Source organism: Escherichia sp. WS3063 (genome assembly GCF_046486595.1).
GTDB classification, from domain to species: Bacteria; Pseudomonadota; Gammaproteobacteria; order Enterobacterales; family Enterobacteriaceae; genus Escherichia; species Escherichia coli.
This window is the reverse complement of the sequence record NZ_JBJQKY010000011.1, coordinates 71,973-89,449: the sequence shown is the minus strand read 5'-3', so window position 1 is coordinate 89,449 and position 17,477 is coordinate 71,973. Positions and strand designations below refer to the sequence as shown.

Here is a 17,477-nt window from a genome sequence, read left to right as displayed (position 1 = left end):
TTATGTTGCGTCGTTCTCTTATTTTTCTGGTGTTGTTGAGTGCGGGATGTGTCTCGCTCGATCCTCACTACAGTACGCCTGAATCCCCAATCCCGGCGACCTTGCCGGGAGCACAGGGCCAGGGGAAGGCAATCAGCCATGACTGGCAGCAGGTGATCCACGATCCCCGATTGCAGCAGGTAGTAACCATTGCACTGAACAGTAACCGCGATGTGCAAAAAGCGATTGCTGATATTGACTCAGCACGGGCGCTCTATGGGCAAACTAATGCGTCGTTATTTCCGACGGTGAATGCGGCCTTAAGTTCGACTCGCAGTCGTTCGCTGGCGAATGGTACGGGAACAACTGCCGAGGCTGACGGCACGGTGTCCAGTTATACGTTAGATCTGTTTGGTCGTAATCAGAGTTTATCTCGGGCGGCGCGGGAAACCTGGCTTGCCAGTGAATTTACAGCCCAGAACACTCATTTAACGCTGATTGCTGAAATCAGCACCGCCTGGCTGACACTGGCGGCTGATAACAGCAACCTGGCCCTGGCAAAAGAAACGATGGCCAGTGCAGAAAACTCATTGAAAATTATCCAGCGCCAGCAACAGGTTGGCACGGCGGCAGCGACAGATGTCAGTGAGGCGATGAGTGTTTATCAGCAAGCGCGCGCCAGCGTTGCCAGCTATCAGACACAAGTGATGCAGGATAAAAATGCGCTGAACTTACTGGCAGGTACAACGCTTGCGGAAAATCTGCTACCGGGAACACTGGAAAGCCTGCCGGAACAAATGATAAGTCTGGTTCCTGCGGGAGTATCATCTGATGTTCTGCTGCGTCGCCCGGATATCCAGGAAGCGGAACATAATTTGAAGAGCGCCAATGCCGATATTGGCGCGGCACGGGCTAACTTTTTCCCGACGATTTCGCTGACTGCCAGTGCCGGTGTTGGCAGTGACGCGTTGTCGTCGTTGTTCAGCCACGGAATGCAGATCTGGTCATTTGCGCCATCGGTCACATTACCGCTGTTTACTGGCGGAAGTAATCTGGCGCAGCTTCGTTACGCAGAAGCACAAAAGCGTGGACTCATTGCCACCTATGAAAAAACCGTTCAGAGCGCATTTAAAGATGTCGCTAACGCACTGGCGCGGCGGACCACGCTTGAAGAGCAACTGGATGCACAGCGCCAGTATGTTAAAGCTGAACAACAAACGGTCGATGTTGGCTTGCGTCGCTATCAGGCGGGTGTTGGTGATTACCTGACCGTGTTGACGGCGCAGCGCAGCTTGTGGAGCGCACAGCAGGAGCTGCTGGCACTGCAACTGACTGATTTTACAAACCGAATCACGCTCTGGCAGTCGCTGGGCGGCGGCATGTCATCACTCAAGTAAGGAATAATATGGCTAGAGTCTCTCTTTCATGGGCATTGATTCTTGGTCTTTTAGCCGGTATCGGCCCGATGTGTACCGATCTTTATTTGCCGGCTTTGCCGGAGATGTCTGAGCAACTGGCGGCAACCACGACCATAACGCAATTAACCCTGACCGCATCACTGATTGGTCTTGGCGTCGGACAACTGTTATTTGGCCCTCTGAGCGACAAAATAGGGCGTAAACGTCCGTTAATCTTGTCGTTGCTATTGTTTATTGTTTCTTCCATTTTGTGCGCGACAACGAACAATATTTACTGGCTGGTGGTCTGGCGTTTTATTCAAGGGATCGCGGGGGCGGGTGGTTCGGTGCTCTCTCGTTCTATTGCTCGTGACAAATATCAGGGAGTAACGTTGACCCAGTTTTTTGCGCTGTTAATGACGGTGAATGGCCTGGCACCGGTGTTGTCGCCAGTGCTGGGCGGGTACATTGTTAGCACTTTTGACTGGCGCACTTTATTCTGGGTAATGGCTGAAATTAGCACCGTACTGTTGCTGGGCTGCCTGTTATTTATTAATGAGACCTTGCCAGAAAATAAAAGGGGCTCATCATTGCTATTAACCGGACGAAGCGTGGTGCAGAACCGCCGTTTTATGCGCTTTTGCCTGATTCAAAGTTTTATGCTGGCCGGTTTGTTTGCATATATCGGCTCTTCGTCGTTCGTGTTGCAGAAGGAATTTGGCTTTAGTCCAATGCAATTTAGCCTGGTGTTTGGCCTTAACGGCATCGGACTTATCATTGCTTCATGGATCTTCTCGCGCCTGGCGCGACGGATTAACGCGATGACATTGTTGCGAGGTGGCCTGATAGCGGCAATTTTGTGTGCATTGCTCACGGTCTTATGCGCATGGACACAATTGCCCATTCCGGCACTGGTGGCATTATTTTTCACCATCGCATTTTGTAGCGGCATCGGCACTGTTGGCGGGGCAGAGGCTATGAGTGCAGTAGGGACGCAGGAATCTGGAACGGCGTCTGCGTTGATGGGGATGAGCATGTTTGTCTTCGGCGGTATAGCCGCGCCATTGTCGGGAATTGGCGGAGAAACACTGTTAAAAATGAGTCTGGCAATTACGGTGTGTTATACGCTGGCATTGCTGGTTGCTCTCACCAGAATCGACAATCAAAAGTAATGAACACCTCATCCTGAGGGGGGCCCTGTCAGGATGAGGTGCAAAACACTAACGGTCCTTACGCCACGCATCCGCCGTCAATGCCTCGCCAAAATGACCGGCGATCAGCCGTTTGGTGAGTTCATGCAGCGGCGATGCCAGCACATCTGCGGTGCTGCCTCGCTCGACAACCTCGCCCTGATGCATCACCAGCACCTGGTCGCTAATGTGCTTCATCATTCCGATATGCTGGGTAACATAAATATACGAAATGCCCTGTTTTTCCTGTAACTCCAGCATCAGGTTAATCAACTGCGAACGCATCGACATATCCAGTGAGGCGAGGGCTTCATCGGCAATAATGACTTTTGGGCGCAATATCAGCGCGCGCGCCAGACCCAGACGCTGTTTTTGCCCGGGTGCCAACATATGCGGATAGTAACTGACGTGATCCGGTAGCAGCCCAACCATACGCATCGTTTCAATAATCTGTTTGCGACGCTGTTCCGGTTCCAGATCGGTGTTCAGACGCAGTGGAAAATCCAGAATTTGCGAGATACGTTGACGGGGATTCAACGAGGTCGAAGGATCCTGAAAAATCATGCGAATACGCTGACTGCGGAAGGAATAATCGCCAAAATGCAGCGGATGATCGTCAATCAATAACTCGCCGCTGGTAGGTTCTATCATTCCCGCCAGCATTTTTGCCAGCGTGGATTTACCCGAACCATTCTCGCCAATAATCGCCAGTGTCTGGCCTTCACGTAGCGTAAAGCTCAAGGGTTTTACCGCTTCTACGGTCTGACGACGAAACCAACCGGTCCGGTAGCGGAACGTTTTACTTAAATTACGCACTTCAAGCAGCGTTTCGATCATCTCATTCTTTCTCCATGTTCAGCGGGAAATGACAGGCATAGAGATGATTTTTCGCCCCCGTCAAACGTGGCGTCACAATGCATTCTCGTTGTGCATACGGGCAACGCGGCCCCAGACGACACCCAATCGGTAACTGTTCCAGCAGCGGGATAGCGCCGGGCAGCGTATTGAGGCGACTTTTATGCGGCATCGCGCTGCCGAAGTCTGGTATCGCGCGGATCAGCGCCTGGGTATAAGGATGATGTGGCATTGTCACCAACTCCTTACTTGGCGCGGTTTCCACCGTTTGACCGCAGTAAAGCACGTTAATTTTATCCGCCCATTGGCTAAGCATTTGTAAGTCATGGCTGATAAGCAAAATAGTGGTATTACTGTTTTGGTTGAGACGCGTCAGCAGGCGAAAGATTTGCGCCTGGGTTGTTGGCTCCATTGAGTTTGTCGGTTCGTCAGCAATCAGCAGACGCGGTTGATTCGCCAGTGCAATGGCTATCATCACTTTCTGACATTCACCTTCGGTCAACTCATAGGGAAAACTGCGCATCGCATCTTTGTGATCTTTAATCCCCACGCGGTGCAGCAGTTCAATGGCACGGCGTTTGCGCCAGCCAAAACGCTGCCACCAACGGCCTTTATAGGTCCAGGCTGGGATGTTTTGCATCAACTGGCGACCCACACGTTCTGAAGGGTCAAGACACGACTGCGGTTCCTGGAAAATCATCGACACGTTGTGACCAACCAGCTTGCGCCGTTCGCGTGCGGAGAGACGCAGCAAATCGATATCATCAAAACGCATACGGTCAGCAGTAACACGCCAGTTATCTTTATTCACCCCACAAATCGCTTTCGCAATCAAACTTTTGCCGGAACCTGATTCGCCAACAAGACCGCGGATTTCACCTTCGGTTAAGGTCATACTTACGCGGTCGACGGCTTTAACCCACTCATCACCGGTTTTAAATTCAATGGTCAGGTTACGAATATCGAGTAATGGCATTATTCCACCCCCGCAATAATTGCACGACGGACACCGTCGCCAAGGAGGTTAACCAACAGCACGCTAATCATAATTGCCGCACCTGGCAGCATGACAGTCCACGGGGCGACATAAATCAGTTCCAGCGCATCACCGAGCATCGCTCCCCATTCAGGCGAGGGGAGTTGTGCGCCGAGATCGAGAAAGCCCAGCGCGGCGATATCGAGAATTGCCATCGACAGTGCGCGGGTGATCTCGGTGACCAGCCCGGCGGTGATGTTTGGCATCACAGCAAACCAGAGAATATTCAGCGTTGATGCGCCATCCAGACGGGCGGCGATAACGTACTCTTTTTCCAGTTCGTCATGCACCATGCTGTAAATCGAACGTACCATACGCGGCAGCAGCGCCAGCCAGACGGCAAACATGGCGTGAGACAAACTCGGTCCGGCAAACGCTACAACGATAATTGCCAGCAGTAGGGAAGGGATCGCCAGTAAGGTATCCAGAATATGGTTAAGCACCGCTGAGCGGAGGCCGTGCGTCGCCCCGGCGAAGGTGCCCAGTACCAGGCCACAGATCGTCGCGGCAAGCGTCACCACAAATGCGCCGCCTACGGTTGGCGCAGCTCCGCTCAGTAAACGGCTTAAAACATCGCGTCCGAGGTCGTCAGTCCCAAGGAAGAAAGAAACTTCGCCATAGCGCGACCATGACGGCGGCAATAATTGATAACCGAGAAATTGCTGGTCGATGCCGTAAGGCGCAAACCAGCCGCCAAAAATACACAGTACAGCCAGCCCCGCGCAGCCGTACAGGCCGACCATCGCAGAGGCGTCACTATAAAATTTGCGCCAGGCGGTACGCAGCGTGCCCGGCGGGCGCTTTTCGCTGTATACGCTATCGTAAGGCATACCATTCCTTATGTTTCAGAGGGTTAGCCATGGCACCCAAAATATCAGAAATCACGTTAACAATAATGACCAGTGAGCCACACACCATCACTCCGGCGGAAATGGCTGCGTAATCCTGCTGGCGGATAGCGTTAATTAACCAGCGCCCTAAACCCGGCCAGCTAAAGACCATTTCGGTGATCATCGCCAGCGTCAGCATGGTAGAAAACTGTAAGCCCAGGCGAGGAATAACCGGAGGTAACGCGTTATGCAGAACGTGGCGACGCAAAATAGTAAAGCGCGACAAACCGCGGGTCGCCGCTGCTTTAACATAGTTCTGGTCATACACTTCGATAGTGCTGATACGCATTAGTCGGATCACTTCAGTTGTTGGCGCAACCGACAGGGTGATCACGGGTAATATCATATGGCGGATTGCGCTCATGACCATTTCATCCCGCCACGGTGAGTCCGAAAGCCAGGCATCAATCAACGCAAAACCGGTAATCGGTTTCACTTCGTAGAGCAAATCGAAACGCCCAGAAACGGGCAACCAACCTAGCGTGAGTGAACAAAACAGCGTCAGCAGAAGCGCCAGCCAGAACACCGGGATTGAAAAGCCCAGTAAGGCGATGGCGTTGATCAAGTTATCCTGCCACTTATGGCGCGTAATCCCGGCAATCATTCCCATGGGGATGCCAACAATCAGCGCAAAACCAAAGGCGAGGATGCACAGCTCCATCGTCGCCGGGAAGACCTCTTTTAACTGTTCGGCAATCGGTTGACCGTTAATGCTGGAAACACCAAAATCCCAGTGGATCAGGCCGTTAAACCAGAACACCCAGGCATTCCACAGTGACGCGCCTTGTAACGGCGCATGTGGGGTGAAATAGCTCAAGCTGAAGCCAACGAAGGTCAGCAGGAACAAGGTGACAATCAATAACAAAATACGGCGTAAGGTGAAGATAATCATGGCTTTTTCACCTCATCCTGTTTCTCGCGATACACCCCAGCAAAGGAGGCGTTACCAAACGGGCTAAGTACCAGACCTTTGATATCGTACCGATAGGCCTGCAAACGCAATGACGACGCCAGCGGCAGAATAGGTAATTCCTGCGCCAGAATACTTTGCGCTTCGTCATAGGCTTCAATACGCGCCGCCAGCTGCTGCGAAGAGAGCGCCTTACGCAATACGCTGTCGAATTTCGGATCGCACCAGTGGGCGAGGTTGGTCTGTGAATGAATTGCCGCGCAGCTCAGTAACGGACGGAAGAAACTGTCCGGGTCGTTACTGTCCGTCGCCCAACCGGATAACGTCAGATCATGGCTCATATCCATCAACCGCGCCTCCTGAAAACGACCTTCTACCGGCACAATCACCACTTTTACGCCAACCTGTGCCATATCCGCCTGAATCAGTTCGGCGGTTTTCAGTGGACTGGGGTTCCACGCCTGCGAACGTGTGGGCACCCACAGTTTCAGCGTTAAGTTTTCCAGCCCCAACGCCTTCAACTGTTCGCGCGATTTTGCCGGATTGTATTCAGTAATTTTAGCCTCGTTGTCATAGGCCCACGAGGCGCGCGGTAAAATAGAGGCCGCCGTTTCAGCCGTACCATAATAGATGGATTGCATCAGGCGCTGGTTATTAATCGCCAGTGCCAGTGCATGGCGGACCGCCGGATTATTTAGCGGCGGTTTAGCGGTGTTAAACGCCAGATAGGCGACGTTCATCCCCGGGCGCAGCGTTAAACGCAAGCGCGGGTCGTCACGCAAAATGGATAGCTGACTGGCGGCAGGCCAGGCCAGAACGTCGCATTCCCCGGTCAGGAGTTTCGACAGACGTCCGGTGCCGCCGGAGCCTAAATCCACCACCACCTGCGGCATTAACGGCTTACCACGCCAGAAGTCATCATGACGTTGTAAGCGAATATATTGCCCGGCGCGGTATTCCGACAACTGATACGGACCGGTGCCGACCGGTTGACGGTCGAGTTGCTCCTGGCGATCTTCTTTCTCTAACTTCCCTGCATATTCTGCCGACATGACCGAAGCATAATGGGTCGCGAGGTGCCACAAAAAAGAAGCATCCGGCTGAGCCAGACGGAACTCAACGGTATGATTATCCAGTTTACGGACGCTTTTCACGTTATCGGCAAATTGCAGGCTGTCGAAATAGGGGAAGTTGCTGCCATTAACGTTATGCCACGGGTTGTTGCGGTCAAAAATTCGCTGGAAGGTAAACACCACATCGTCGGCATTCATTTTACGAGTGGGAGTAAACCAGTCGGTTTTTTGAAACGGAACATCGCGACGCAGGTGGAAGCGATAGGTCGCGCCGTTGTCGAGTACTTCCCAGCTTTCGGCAAGTTCCGGCATCAGGCGATAGGTATAGGGATCGACATCCAGCAGTCGATCATAAAACTGGGCGGCAAGGGTATCGACAATTAACCCACTGCTCGCTTTGGATGGGTTAAAGGTGTTGACTTGCCCGCTGACGCAATAGACAAAACCGCTGTCGCGGATATCAGCATGCGGGGGGGATTCAGGCGCGGCGATTGCCTGACCACTCACAAGTCCAGCAATCACCAAAAGAGACGATAATACCTGGCGCATAATATTAAGGGATTTTATGTAAAGAGGCTATCTTACTAATATTTAATGACATTTGCCATTACCGTTTGTGTTCAGGGGTCGTAATGAGGGCCGTGTGGTTGGTCGTTGAACAGGTGGCGTCGCCATCTGTTCAACATTCGTACCCGTGATTTCTCTATAACTATAACTCACAGAACAACTTAGCGAGGAGCAGAGCGGTACGATCGTGAGAAACCCATTGAGGCACACTGCAGTGCGTGTCATTGTTAGCCGGATGCGGCGTGAACGCTTTATCCGGACAACGATACTGACCGATCGTCTGCAATGAAATAATTACTCATTACCCCATTGATTCAAAAACTCTGCGATCTCATCAATGCGTACGGGATTAATCCCCGCTTCAGCAGCCATTTCATGTTGGGCTTCTTCGCTGATTTCTTCATTGTTCATCAAACGGGTGAGCAGTAACTGGAAGTAGAGGGCCAGCGGTGTGCGTTCAGCGTCGGCGACAGGCTCTGCGCATTCGGTCGCGTACTCATCGGCAATATCAAAATATTTTAGCGGGATATCGTGGTTCATTATTTGCCCCTGGGGTTAATGCGCTAAGCATAAGGGCGGATGATAGCACTCGTGATCCGGGTCATACATCTTTTTATAGTTAATGGCGCGGTGCATTACCCTCAGGCAGGATAATGCGCCGCGCATCCGACTATTACGTTTCGCTCACCGGCGTTCTGTCACCATCATACAACGGCACTTTGCGATAGCGGCGGATCAGATACCACAAATATGCGCCGCCTAACGAAGCCCATACCAGACCGAGTGTCAGTGACGTTGACTCGAGGTTAACCCACAGCACACCCACCGTCAGCGCGCCAACCAACGGCATCAGCAAATAGTGGAAGTGATCCTTCCAGCTTTTATTCATTCCTTTACGCCGCCAGAAATGATTAAACACCGACAGATTTACGAAGGTAAATGCCACCAGAGCACCGAAGTTAATCAATGCTGTGGCGGTAACTAAATCGAAGAACAGCGCCGACAACGCGACAATCCCGACCATAATGACGTTCAACGCTGGCGTGCGCCATTTCGGGTGCACATAGCCAAACACGCGCTCCGGAAACACATTGTCACGCCCCATCACATACAGCAGACGCGACACGCTGGCATGCGACGCCAGGCCAGACGCTAACGTGTTCACAAACGTGGTACAGAGGAAAATCGACTGGAAGAGCTTGCCGCCGACGTACAGCGCAATCTCAGGCAGTGCGGCGTCCGGGTCTTTAAAGCGGCTGATATCGGGAAAGAACAGCTGCATAAAGAACGACGCAGCGATAAAGATAACGCCACCGTAGACTGCCGTCAGGAAGATGGCTTTCGGGATCACGCGTGCGGCGTCCGGCGTCTCTTCTGAAAGCGTGGTCACCGCATCGAAACCGAGGAACGAGAAACAGACAATCGTAGCCCCGGTAATAATCGGGATCAGGTGCGCGTTCTCGCTGATAAACGGCTGAAGTGACCAGACGGTGCCAACGCCTTCTCCTTTATGCAGTCCCTGAACCACCAGGAAGATAAACACCACCATGATGGAGATTTGCACCAGTACAAACAGGGTATTGAAGTTAGCAACCAGGTTGACGCTCTTCAGATTCGCGGCGGTTAAAATGGCGACGAAGGTTACCACCCACACCCACGGCGGCACTTCCGGGAAGAGGGCGGAGAGATAGATTTTCGCCAACAAGACGTTGATCATCGGCAAAAAGAGATAATCCAGCAGCGATGACCAGCCGACCATAAATCCGACGTGCGGGTTAATCGACTTTTGCGCGTAGGTATAGGCCGAACCGGCTTCCGGAAACTGGCGAACCAGTTTGCCGTAGCTGATAGCGGTAAACAGCACGCCCGCCAGCGCCAGCAAATAGGACGCCGGAACGTGACCGTCGCTAATGCCGGAGACAATACCAAAAGTATCAAATACGGTCATCGGCGTGAGATAGGCCAGACCCATCATCACCACCTGCCACAATTTCAGTGATTTTCGCAGACGGGTTTTGCCAGGTTGCGCAGCAATAGTCAGTGGTGAATTAATAGCCATAATTGCTGCCTCCCCTGCGTAATAAGGTTTGCGGTCGTGTCGACCTGAAATCAAACCTGTTTAGCAAGGGAAGCAGAGGGGGCGGAGTCCAGTCAGTCGCAGGAGGGGCGCATACGCAGCCTCCCTCGCCATGCGGGGATTTAATCATCGGCATCATCTCATTTCCTCGTCACAGTCTTAATCGTTAACGGAAGCCCGTTGCCGCCTGCGCTCCATAACGCGACATCCGGGAAATGTCTGGATTACCAGCAAATGTCAGGCCTGGCTCCGCTCAGGCCGATGAAACAACCCCGCAAGGGGTATTACGCGTTTTTCAACATCCACTCAATTTCTGTTTCTGTGATGAGGCGCTCAAACTGCAACAGCTCATCATTTTTACAGGCGTGATAGACATGGCAGAAGCGTTCGCCTAAATAGCGGCGCAGGTGATCATTCTCGATAAACTCACCCAGGGCATCGCTCTGGCGAATCGGGAAGGGTAAGCCTTCCTGTTCCAGCCCGTTACCTTCGACTTCTTCCTGTAATGGCAGTTCGTTATCAAGGCCATGCAAAATACCGGCAAAAATCGCCGCCATCACCAGATACGGGTTGGCATCGGCACCCGCCACGCGATATTCCACGCGGTGATTATGGCGATCGCCGCAGGGAATACGCAGGGCGACGGTGCGGTTGTTATGGCCCCACGACGCCTGCGTCGGTACATACATCCCCGGCTGGAAGCGGCGATACGAGTTCACGTTTGGTGCCAGCAACGCCATTGATGACGGCATCAGGTCAATCATCCCGGCAAGCATCTTTTTCAGCAGCGGCGAATCTTCGCCTTCCGCGTCAGAAAGCACGTTCTCGCCACGGTTATTTTGCATACTGATATGGATATGCATCCCGCTGCCCGCGTGCTCTTCATACGGCTTCGCCATAAAAGTGGCGTGCATCTTATGCTTTTCTGCCATCAGACGCACCAGGCGTTTTAGTGCCAGCGCATCATCGCAAGCTTCCAGCACGTTATCGGTATGGTAAAGATTGATTTCAAACTGACCCGGCGAGGCCTCAGCGACCGCGCCATCTGCCGGAATCAGCTGTAACTGCGCCAGTTCATCAATATCATTGAGCACGTCGGCGAAGTGGTTGAGATTATCAACGGAGTAAACCTGGCTTTGTGTATTGCGGTCATCGGTGCCGGGCGCGCAGGGCGGTTGCAGATACCCTTCAGCGTCGCGCTGGCGATCCAGTAAATAGAACTCCAGCTCTACCGCTACGACCGGGAACAATCCGCGCTGGCGCAGCTGCTGCCACAGGCGGTTAAGAACGTTCCGCGGCTCAACGTCAAAGGGAGCGCCATCTTCATCGACCATGGTCAGGAGCATCTGACCGATAAACTCTGGATCGGCGGCAGAAGGGGTTAAGGAACCGAGAACAGGAACACAGGTACGATCCGGCTCGCCCATTTCCTGACCCAGGCCCGCTTCTTCTACTACGTTGCCCAGAATATCCATTGCAAACACCGAGGCCGGGAAATAACACCCTTTCTCGAGCTTCTTCAGGCTTGAAACAGGAATACGTTTTCCACGGAAGCAACCATTCAAATCGGTAAGTAAAACATCAACATATTGCGTATTCGGGTAGCGCTCCAGGTAGCGTTTCACTTCCTGCGTAAAGGCGCTACCCCGCCTCTCTTCTGACTGCTGAACAAAGTTCTCTACTTCAACGATATTGGTTTCCATGATTCTTCGCCTTTGGTTTGTTTTCCGCTCGTTATCAAAGCGTAAAATATAATGACCACCATTCGAATCTGTATGCAAACTAAATGTTTGTCAAATGTTAAATTGAGTTTGCAAAAATGAAAACACGCTGCTAGATTGAAAAAATATTGAACATAAAGGTCATTTAAAGCGCAGTAATGGCGATAATTTAGTCCACTTTGTGAGATTGAGCATGGAAAATATAATGAACAATCCGGTTATCGGTGTCGTAATGTGCAGGAACAGGCTTAAGGGTCATGCGACCCAGACTCTGCAAGAAAAGTACCTGAATGCCATCATCCACGCAGGCGGTTTGCCAATAGCGCTACCACATGCGCTGGCGGAACCGTCGTTACTTGAACAACTTTTGCCGAAACTCGATGGTATTTATCTTCCTGGTAGTCCCAGCAATGTGCAGCCGCACCTATATGGTGAAAACGGCGATGAGCCTGACGCCGATCCCGGGCGTGATCTTCTGAGCATGGCGTTAATTAATGCCGCACTCGAAAGGCGCATCCCCATTTTCGCCATCTGCCGGGGTTTACAGGAACTGGTGGTGGCAACCGGTGGTTCGTTGCATCGCAAGCTGTGCGAACAGCCTGAATTGCTGGAACATCGGGAAGATCCCGAACTGCCGGTGGAGCAGCAATATGCACCGTCGCATGAAGTTCAGGTTGAAGAGGGGGGATTGCTGTCTGCGTTGTTACCTGAATGTAGCAACTTTTGGGTAAACTCTCTGCATGGACAAGGGGCGAAGGTCGTTAGCCCACGGTTGCGTGTTGAAGCTCGCTCGCCGGATGGCTTAGTTGAGGCGGTTAGCGTCATCAATCATCCTTTTGCGCTGGGCGTACAGTGGCACCCGGAATGGAACAGTAGCGAGTACGCGCTTTCGCGTATATTGTTCGAGGGCTTTATCACCGCTTGTCAGCACCATATCGCTGAAAAACAGCGACTCTGACCACTACAGTTTAAGGAAATGCAAATATGAGTGATGAGGGACTGGCGCCAGGAAAACGCTTGTCGGAAATCCGCCAGCAGCAGGGGCTTTCACAACGTCGTGCCGCCGAACTCTCCGGGCTGACTCACAGTGCTATCAGTACGATAGAACAAGATAAAGTCAGCCCTGCCATCAGTACGCTGCAAAAGCTGCTGAAGGTGTATGGTCTGTCACTCTCGGAATTCTTTTCCGAGCCGGAAAAACCTGATGAGCCGCAGGTCGTCATTAATCAGGACGACTTAATTGAGATGGGCAGTCAGGGTGTGTCAATGAAGCTGGTTCATAACGGTAACCCGAATCGCACGCTGGCGATGATCTTTGAAACTTACCAGCCGGGCACAACCACTGGGGAAAGAATTAAGCATCAGGGTGAGGAAATAGGCACTGTACTGGAAGGTGAAATTGTTCTGACCATTAATGGTCAGGATTATCATCTCGTCGCGGGGCAAAGTTATGCCATTAATACCGGCATCCCGCACAGTTTCAGTAATACGTCGGCAGGTATTTGCCGAATTATCAGCGCCCATACGCCCACCACGTTTTAATCTTTTTGTTCTGTAAGCCGGGTAAGCGCAATGCGCCCGGCAATCCATAAAGAATGTCGCCAGAAATAAACGGGCATACGGCCCGGGGATCTCTGCGCCCTGACGTTCACAAACTGCATATATCTGATAGACGTGAAACAGGAGTCATAATGAATTTTCATCATCTGGCTTACTGGCAGGATAAAGCGTTAAGTCTCGCCATTGAAACCCGCTTATTTATTAACGGTGAATATTCTGCAGCTGCGGAAAATGAAACCTTTGAAACCGTTGATCCGGTCACCCAGGCACCGCTGGCGAAAATTGCCCGCGGCAAGAGCGTCGATATCGACCGTGCGGTGAGCGCAGCACGCGGCGTATTTGAACGCGGCGACTGGTCACTCTCTTCTCCGGCTAAACGTAAAGCGGTACTGAATAAACTCGCCGATTTAATGGAAGCCAACGCCGAAGAGCTGGCACTGCTGGAAACGCTCGACACCGGCAAACCGATTCGTCACAGCCTGCGTGATGATATTCCCGGCGCGGCGCGCGCCATTCGCTGGTACGCCGAAGCGATCGACAAAGTGTATGGCGAAGTGGCGACCACCAGTAGCCATGAGCTGGCGATGATCGTGCGTGAACCGGTCGGCGTGATTGCCGCCATCGTGCCGTGGAACTTCCCGCTGCTGCTGACTTGCTGGAAACTCGGCCCGGCGCTGGCGGCGGGAAACAGCGTGATTCTAAAACCGTCTGAAAAATCACCGCTCAGTGCGATTCGTCTCGCGGGGCTGGCGAAAGAAGCGGGGCTGCCGGATGGTGTGTTGAACGTGGTGACGGGTTTTGGTCATGAAGCCGGGCAGGCGCTTTCGCGCCATAACGATATCGATGCCATTGCCTTTACTGGCTCAACCCGCACCGGGAAACAGCTGCTGAAGGACGCGGGCGACAGCAACATGAAACGTGTCTGGCTGGAGGCGGGCGGCAAAAGCGCCAACATCGTTTTCGCCGACTGCCCGGATTTACAACAGGCAGCAAGCGCCACCGCAGCAGGCATCTTCTACAACCAGGGGCAGGTGTGTATCGCCGGAACGCGCCTGTTGCTGGAAGAGAGCATCGCCGATGAATTCTTAGCCCTGTTAAAACAGCAGGCGCAAAACTGGCAGCCGGGCCATCCACTTGATCCCGCAACCACCATGGGCACCTTAATCGACTGCGCCCACGCCGACTCGGTCCATAGCTTTATTCGGGAAGGCGAAAGCAAAGGGCAACTGCTGCTGGATGGCCGTAACGCCGAGCTGGCTGCCGCCATCGGCCCGACCATCTTTGTGGAGGTAGACCCGAATGCGTCCTTAAGCCGCGAAGAGATTTTCGGTCCGGTGCTGGTGGTCACGCGTTTCACATCAGAAGAACAGGCGCTACAGCTTGCCAACGACAGCCAGTACGGACTTGGCGCGGCGGTATGGACGCGCGACCTCTCCCGCGCGCACCGCATGAGTCGCCGCCTGAAAGCCGGCTCCGTCTTCGTCAATAACTACAACGACGGCGATATGACCGTGCCGTTTGGCGGCTATAAGCAGAGCGGCAACGGGCGCGACAAATCCCTGCACGCCCTTGAAAAATTCACCGAACTGAAAACTATCTGGATAAGCCTGGAGGCCTGAAATGACCGAACATACCAGCAGTTATTACGCCGCCAGTGCGAATAAATACGCACCATTCGACACGCTGAATGAGTCGATTTCCTGCGATGTTTGCGTGGTCGGCGGCGGCTATACCGGGCTTTCCTCCGCGCTGCATCTGGCGGAAGCGGGCTTTGATGTAGTGGTTCTCGAAGCCTCACGCATCGGCTTCGGCGCAAGCGGACGCAATGGCGGGCAGCTTGTGAACTCCTACAGCCGCGACATCGACGTGATCGAAAAAAGCTACGGCATGGACACCGCCCGTATGCTCGGCAGCATGATGTTTGAAGGCGGAGAGATCATCCGCGAACGTATCAAACGTTATCAGATTGACTGCGACTACCGCCCCGGCGGCCTGTTTGTGGCGATGAATGATAAACAGCTCGCCACACTCGAAGAGCAGAAAGAGAACTGGGAACGCTACGGCAATAAACAGCTGGAGCTGCTGGACGCCAACGCTATTCGCCGCGAGGTCGCCAGCGATCGCTACACTGGTGCGCTGCTGGATCACAGCGGTGGGCATATTCACCCGCTAAACCTCGCCATTGGTGAAGCCGATGCCATCCGCCTGAACGGAGGGCGCGTGTATGAGCTTTCCGCCGTGACGCAGATCCAGCACACCACGCCAGCCGTGGTGCGGACTGCCAATGGTCAGGTGACGGCGAAATATGTGATTGTCGCCGGGAATGCGTATCTGGGCGATAAAGTAGAGCCGGAACTAGCGAAACGCAGCATGCCGTGCGGCACGCAGGTGATCACCACCGAACGGCTGTCGGAAGATTTAGCCCGTTCGCTGATCCCGAAAAACTACTGTGTGGAAGACTGTAACTATCTTCTTGATTACTACCGCCTGACTGCCGATAACCGCCTGCTGTACGGCGGCGGCGTGGCCTACGGCGCACGCGACCCGGACGATGTTGAGCGCCTTGTGGTGCCGAAACTGCTGAAAACCTTCCCGCAGCTGAAGGGCGTGAAAATTGATTACCGCTGGACGGGCAACTTCCTGCTGACCCTGTCACGCATGCCGCAGTTCGGTCGCCTTGATACCAACATCTATTACATGCAGGGTTACAGCGGCCACGGCGTCACCTGTACCCATCTTGCCGGGCGTTTGATTGCTGAACTGCTGCGCGGTGACGCCGAACGCTTCGACGCCTTCGCCAATCTGCCGCATTACCCGTTCCCCGGCGGGCGCACGCTGCGCGTGCCATTTACCGCGATGGGCGCGGCTTATTACAGCCTGCGCGATCGTCTGGGCGTTTAATTTCCGATTAACAGTGAAGAGTCAAAAGGTGTGAAACATGAGCAACAATGAATTCCATCAGCGTCGTCTTTCTGCTACCCCTCGCGGGGTTGGCGTGATGTGTAACTTCTTCGCCCAGTCGGCAGAAAACGCCATGCTGAAGGACGTAGAGGGCAACGAATACATCGATTTCGCCGCAGGCATTGCGGTGCTGAATACCGGGCATCGCCACCCTGATCTGGTCGCGGCGGTGGAGCAGCAATTGCAACAGTTTACCCACACGGCGTATCAGATTGTGCCGTACGAAAGCTACGTCACCCTGGCGGAGAAAATCAACGCCCTTGCCCCGGTGAGCGGGCAGGCTAAAACTGCGTTCTTCACCACCGGTGCGGAAGCGGTGGAGAACGCGGTGAAAATCGCCCGCGCCCATACCGGACGCCCTGGCGTGATTGCGTTTAGCGGCGGCTTCCACGGTCGTACATATATGACCATGGCGCTGACCGGAAAGGTCGCGCCGTACAAAATCGGCTTCGGCCCGTTCCCCGGTTCGGTATATCACGTACCTTATCCGTCAGATTTACATGGCGTTTCAACGCAGGACTCTCTCGACGCCATCGAACGCTTGTTTAAATCTGACATTGAAGCGAAGCAGGTGGCGGCGATTATTTTCGAACCGGTGCAGGGCGAAGGCGGCTTCAACGTTGCACCAAAAGAGCTGGTTGCCGCCATTCGCCGCCTGTGCGACGAGCACGGCATTGTGATGATTGCCGATGAAGTGCAAAGCGGCTTTGCGCGTACCGGTAAACTGTTTGCCATGGATCACTACGCCGATAAGCCGGACTTAATGACGATGGCGAAAAGCCTCGCGGGCGGCATGCCGCTTTCGGGCGTGGTCGGTAACGCGAATATTATGGACGCGCCCGCGCCGGGCGGGTTGGGTGGTACTTACGCCGGGAACCCGCTGGCGGTGGCTGCCGCGCACGCTGTGCTCAATATTATCGACAAAGAATCACTCTGTGAACGCGCGAATCAACTGGGCCAGCGCCTGACAAACACGTTGATTGATGCCAAAGAAAGCGTTCCGGCCATCGCGGCGGTACGCGGTCTGGGGTCTATGATTGCGGCAGAGTTTAACGATCCGCAAACGGGCGAGCCGTCAGCGGCGATTGCACAGAAAATCCAGCAACGCGCGCTGGCGCAGGGGCTGCTTCTGCTGACCTGTGGCGCATACGGCAACGTGATTCGTTTCCTGTATCCGCTGACCATCCCGGATGCGCAATTCGATGCGGCAATGAAAATTTTGCAGGATGCGCTGAAAGATTAATACGCAGAAGCAGGGTCA

At 53.5% G+C, this 17,477-nt stretch carries 16 protein-coding genes; 7 read left to right on the top strand and 9 right to left on the bottom strand.

From position 1 onward, the window contains the following. Positions 1 to 2: 2 nt before the first annotated feature. Positions 3 to 1,376, top strand: a complete 1,374-nt coding sequence (locus ACJHYW_RS13110) for an efflux transporter outer membrane subunit (protein ID WP_061092958.1) — start codon at positions 3 to 5, stop codon at positions 1,374 to 1,376. 8 nt (positions 1,377 to 1,384) lie between these two features. Then, positions 1,385 to 2,548 (top strand): multidrug effflux MFS transporter, encoded by a 1,164-nt coding sequence (locus tag ACJHYW_RS13105; RefSeq protein ID WP_000135019.1) that lies wholly within the window; start codon positions 1,385 to 1,387, stop codon positions 2,546 to 2,548. A gap of 48 nt (positions 2,549 to 2,596) precedes the next feature. Here the strand turns inward: ACJHYW_RS13105 and sapF are convergent, their stop codons facing one another. The 9 genes from sapF to puuA form a co-directional block, all read right to left on the bottom strand. Next, positions 2,597 to 3,403 (bottom strand): peptide ABC transporter ATP-binding protein SapF, encoded by an 807-nt coding sequence (sapF, locus tag ACJHYW_RS13100; protein ID WP_000573407.1) that lies wholly within the window; start codon positions 3,401 to 3,403, stop codon positions 2,597 to 2,599. Between the two features lies 1 nt (position 3,404). Beyond that, the gene (gene sapD / locus ACJHYW_RS13095) at positions 3,405 to 4,397 is read right to left on the bottom strand and encodes a peptide ABC transporter ATP-binding protein SapD (protein ID WP_001128858.1); all 993 of its coding nucleotides are present in this window, start codon (positions 4,395 to 4,397) and stop codon (positions 3,405 to 3,407) included. Next, entirely contained in the window at positions 4,397 to 5,287 is an 891-nt protein-coding gene (gene sapC, locus ACJHYW_RS13090) for a peptide ABC transporter permease SapC (protein WP_001146163.1), read from the bottom strand. The genes sapD and sapC overlap by 1 nt, the downstream gene beginning before the upstream one ends. Then, positions 5,274 to 6,239: a putrescine export ABC transporter permease SapB gene (sapB, locus tag ACJHYW_RS13085; protein ID WP_000583265.1), complete on the bottom strand. Its 966-nt coding sequence runs from the start codon at positions 6,237 to 6,239 to the stop codon at positions 5,274 to 5,276. Before sapB ends, sapC begins: the two co-directional genes overlap by 14 nt. After that, positions 6,236 to 7,879 (bottom strand): ABC transporter substrate-binding protein SapA, encoded by a 1,644-nt coding sequence (gene sapA, locus ACJHYW_RS13080; protein WP_001250202.1) that lies wholly within the window; start codon positions 7,877 to 7,879, stop codon positions 6,236 to 6,238. Before sapA ends, sapB begins: the two co-directional genes overlap by 4 nt. Positions 7,880 to 8,191: 312 nt before the next feature. After that, positions 8,192 to 8,437 carry a YmjA family protein gene (locus tag ACJHYW_RS13075; protein WP_001015102.1) on the bottom strand — a complete coding sequence of 82 codons (246 nt, stop codon included), beginning with the start codon at positions 8,435 to 8,437 and terminating at the stop codon, positions 8,192 to 8,194. 133 nt (positions 8,438 to 8,570) lie between these two features. Then, entirely contained in the window at positions 8,571 to 9,956 is a 1,386-nt protein-coding gene (gene puuP / locus ACJHYW_RS13070) for a putrescine/proton symporter PuuP (protein WP_001361676.1), read from the bottom strand. Next, complete coding sequence (locus tag ACJHYW_RS13065; protein ID WP_120795382.1) at positions 9,946 to 10,110, bottom strand: protein YmjE; 165 nt, start codon at positions 10,108 to 10,110, stop codon at positions 9,946 to 9,948. The genes puuP and ACJHYW_RS13065 overlap by 11 nt, the downstream gene beginning before the upstream one ends. 148 nt (positions 10,111 to 10,258) lie before the next feature. Beyond that, positions 10,259 to 11,677 (bottom strand): glutamate-putrescine ligase, encoded by a 1,419-nt coding sequence (puuA, locus tag ACJHYW_RS13060; protein ID WP_001296746.1) that lies wholly within the window; start codon positions 11,675 to 11,677, stop codon positions 10,259 to 10,261. Between the two features lie 211 nt (positions 11,678 to 11,888). On the opposite strand from puuA, the gene puuD reads away from it, so the two are divergent. The 5 genes from puuD to puuE all read left to right on the top strand — a co-directional run bounded on the left by puuD (position 11,889) and on the right by puuE (position 17,459). Next, positions 11,889 to 12,653 carry a gamma-glutamyl-gamma-aminobutyrate hydrolase gene (gene puuD, locus ACJHYW_RS13055; RefSeq protein WP_001307158.1) on the top strand — a complete coding sequence of 255 codons (765 nt, stop codon included), beginning with the start codon at positions 11,889 to 11,891 and terminating at the stop codon, positions 12,651 to 12,653. Positions 12,654 to 12,679: 26 nt separating this feature from the next. Further along, positions 12,680 to 13,237 carry an HTH-type transcriptional regulator PuuR gene (puuR, locus tag ACJHYW_RS13050; protein WP_001278727.1) on the top strand — a complete coding sequence of 186 codons (558 nt, stop codon included), beginning with the start codon at positions 12,680 to 12,682 and terminating at the stop codon, positions 13,235 to 13,237. A gap of 149 nt (positions 13,238 to 13,386) precedes the next feature. Beyond that, positions 13,387 to 14,874, top strand: coding sequence for an aldehyde dehydrogenase PuuC (gene puuC, locus ACJHYW_RS13045; RefSeq protein ID WP_001009131.1), 1,488 nt, complete (start codon positions 13,387 to 13,389; stop codon positions 14,872 to 14,874). 1 nt (position 14,875) lies between these two features. Then, positions 14,876 to 16,156, top strand: coding sequence for a gamma-glutamylputrescine oxidase (gene puuB, locus ACJHYW_RS13040; RefSeq protein ID WP_000134847.1), 1,281 nt, complete (start codon positions 14,876 to 14,878; stop codon positions 16,154 to 16,156). Between the two features lie 37 nt (positions 16,157 to 16,193). Further along, entirely contained in the window at positions 16,194 to 17,459 is a 1,266-nt protein-coding gene (puuE, locus tag ACJHYW_RS13035) for a 4-aminobutyrate transaminase (RefSeq protein WP_000069209.1), read from the top strand. The last annotated feature ends 18 nt before the right edge of the window (positions 17,460 to 17,477 follow it).